Source organism: Rhodobacter capsulatus (assembly GCF_003254295.1).
Lineage (GTDB): Bacteria > Pseudomonadota > Alphaproteobacteria > Rhodobacterales > Rhodobacteraceae > Rhodobacter > Rhodobacter capsulatus.
In genome coordinates this window covers 1-2,011 of sequence record NZ_QKZO01000022.1, presented here as the reverse complement: position 1 = coordinate 2,011, position 2,011 = coordinate 1, and the positions used below count along the sequence as shown (strand labels likewise).

Here is a 2,011-nt window from a genome sequence, read left to right as displayed (position 1 = left end):
GCACTTGGGGGAGAAGATGGCAATCACCACGCGCGATGGTTCGGTCAAAGGAACGCTCTACCTCTACCGGCGCGTTCCGAAACGCTATGCCTCGGTTGAACCGCGCAAGTTCGTCTGGATAAGTCTGCACACGGATTCCCCCTCGGTCGCCAAGACCAAAGAGGCCGCGACGTGGGAACAGATGGTTGCGGCTTGGGAAGCCAAGCTCGCCGGTGACACCACCGACGCCCAGGAACGCTTCGCCGCGGCCCGCGACCTCGCCGAAGCGCGCGGCTTTCGTTACATGCGTTCTGACCAAGTCGCGAAGCTGCCGCTCGAAGAGCTGCGCGACAGATTCGCCGCCGTCACCGGCTTCAAGGATAGCCCCGAAACACCCGACATGCGCGAGGCCGCCGCCCTGCTTGGCGCAGAGAAGGCCCCGCCCCTTTCCGTCAGTGCCGCGCTTGATCTTTATTGGACGCTCGCCAAGGACAAGACCTTGGGCAAGTCCGAGGATCAGCTTCGGCGCTGGAAAAACCCGCGCGTGAAAGCCGTGAAGAGCTTCATTGCCGTGGTCGGCGACAAGGCGATTCACGACATTACCGGCGACGACATGCTCGACTTCCGCAACTGGTGGATGGAACGGCTCGAAGAGGAAGATCTGACACCGAACAGCGCCAACAAGGATCTGATCCACCTCGGCGACGTGCTGAAGACTGTAAACCGGATGAAGCGGCTCGGTCTGGTGCTGCCGCTTTCGGACCTGTCCTTCAAGGAAGGCGATGCGAAGAAACGTCCGCCCTTCTCGGTGAAATGGATCAAGGAAAAGCTTCTCGCGCCGGGCGCGCTGGACGGGCTCAATCCCGAGGCACGGGCAATCCTGATTGCGATGGTGAACACCGGATGCCGTCCTTCCGAGCTGGCGGCCTTGACGGTGAACACGATCAAGCTCAATCACAATGTCCCGCACATTTCGATTGAGCCGGAAGGTCGGCAGGTGAAGACGAAACACGCCCGGCGCATCGTTCCCTTGCTCGGTGTGTCGCTGGAGGCCCTGCGCGCCTTTCCCGAGGGGTTTCCGCGCTACCGTGACAGCAGCGCCAGCCTGTCCGCGACGGTCAACAAGTTCCTGCGCGAGAACGGCCTGATGGAAAGCGACGATCACACCCTTTATTCGCTGCGCCACTCATTCGAAGACCGGATGCTTGCGGCGGGTGTTGATGACCGGATCAGACGCGACATTCTCGGCCACCGCTTGTCGCGCGAGCGTTACGGCGACGGGGCCACGCTCGAACACATGCAGCAGCTGCTTCAGGCGACGGCTCTGTGACACGCTGCGATGGCGCGGGCCCGGCTGATGGCATCATCCTTCGCCTGATGGGCGGCCAGCTCCAGCTCGATGCGCTCGAAGAGCGGCAGATAGACAGGATCAGCCACCACCAGCGCAGCGGCCATTCTGTGCATCTTCTGAAGTTCGGACAGGGTGACAGGTTCAGGCATGAGGTCTCTCGCGGACGTTACCTTCATTCTATAGTCCCGCAGGGCGAATCTGTTCGGCGGGAAAGGAAAACAGCGCGTGAAACGGGCGAGGTTTTCACCCCGCCCGCGTGCTTGTTGATAGTGCCGGGGATCAGGCGGCTTCGAGCCTGCGTTCGACGGCGGCAAGAATGTCTTCGAGAAGGTCCGGTGGTATCTGCGCAAGGGCGTCATCGGCTTCGTCGAGTTCTTGCGATGCAAGAACAAGATCGCGCTTGATTTGCGCGACCTTGGCTTCAGCTTCGGCAAGTCGAAGCTCGGCTTCCAGCTCGGCGATTGCAAAGCGGCACCCGACAGTCCGGCCGAGGAGAAGCATCGGCACGTCTTTGGCGCCGTACTCCTCGGCAAGTCGCTTCAACATAGGGTTCAATTCGGTCATGCAAGCTCCAGTTCGTGACCTGCCCCCCGGTCGTCCCTCGTTCATAACGAGAGTCCTTGGGTTTGATAGTGGTCGGTTTCGGATTGCTCAAGCGCTCGGCGCGCTTCTGCCGGGGTC

3 protein-coding genes are annotated in these 2,011 nt (G+C 61.3%); 1 reads left to right on the top strand and 2 read right to left on the bottom strand.

The genetic code is table 11. From position 1 onward, the window contains the following. The first annotated feature begins 16 nt into the window (after positions 1-16). Positions 17-1,309 carry a tyrosine-type recombinase/integrase gene (locus LY44_RS17500; protein WP_055212096.1) on the top strand — a complete coding sequence of 431 codons (1,293 nt, stop codon included), beginning with the start codon at positions 17-19 and terminating at the stop codon, positions 1,307-1,309. Here LY44_RS17500 and LY44_RS17495 read toward each other — a convergent pair. After that, on the bottom strand, positions 1,291-1,479 hold the full coding sequence (locus LY44_RS17495; protein ID WP_146707284.1) for a hypothetical protein: 189 nt from the start codon (positions 1,477-1,479) through the stop codon (positions 1,291-1,293). The two genes, LY44_RS17500 and LY44_RS17495, sit on opposite strands and share 19 nt — an antisense overlap. A gap of 130 nt (positions 1,480-1,609) precedes the next feature. Continuing rightward, positions 1,610-1,894: a hypothetical protein gene (locus tag LY44_RS17490; RefSeq protein ID WP_146707283.1), complete on the bottom strand. Its 285-nt coding sequence runs from the start codon at positions 1,892-1,894 to the stop codon at positions 1,610-1,612. Between the last annotated feature and the right edge of the window lie 117 nt (positions 1,895-2,011).